Source organism: Staphylococcus sp. EG-SA-2 (assembly GCF_017152085.1).
On the sequence record NZ_JACYHC010001198.1, the window covers coordinates 1 to 648 of the forward strand.

Consider the following 648-nt stretch of genomic DNA (forward strand, 5'->3'; position numbering starts at 1 on the left):
ACGTTGGAGGATACACTGAGTCCTCTGAGGAATCAAATCCAATTGACTTTGAAGAATCGACACATGAAAATTCAAAACATCACGCTGATGTTGTTGAATATGAAGAGGATACAAATCCAGGTGGTGGCCAAGTAACAACTGAGTCTAACTTAGTTGAATTTGACGAAGAGTCTACAAAAGGTATTGTAACTGGCGCAGTGAGCGACCATACAACAATTGAAGATACGAAAGAATATACGACTGAAAGTAATCTGATTGAACTAGTAGATGAACTACCTGAAGAACATGGTCAAGCACAAGGACCAATCGAGGAAATTACTGAAAACAATCATCATATTTCTCATTCTGGTTTAGGAACTGAAAATGGTCACGGTAATTATGGCGTGATTGAAGAAATCGAAGAAAATAGCCACGTTGATATTAAGAGTGAATTAGGTTACGAAGGTGGCCAAAATAGCGGTAACCAGTCATTCGAGGAAGACACAGAAGAAGACAAGCCTAAATATGAACATGGCGGTAATATCATTGATATCGACTTCGACAGTGTGCCACAAATTCATGGATTCAATAAGCATAATGAAATTATTGAAGAAGATACAAACAAAGATAAACCTAATTATCAATTTGGTGGACACAACAGTGTTGATT

General features: G+C 37.3%; 1 pseudogene. It reads left to right on the plus strand.

Annotated features, from left to right (window positions below):
* Positions 1–648: pseudogene (locus IDG60_RS19550) on the plus strand (fibronectin binding protein); the annotation flags it as partial.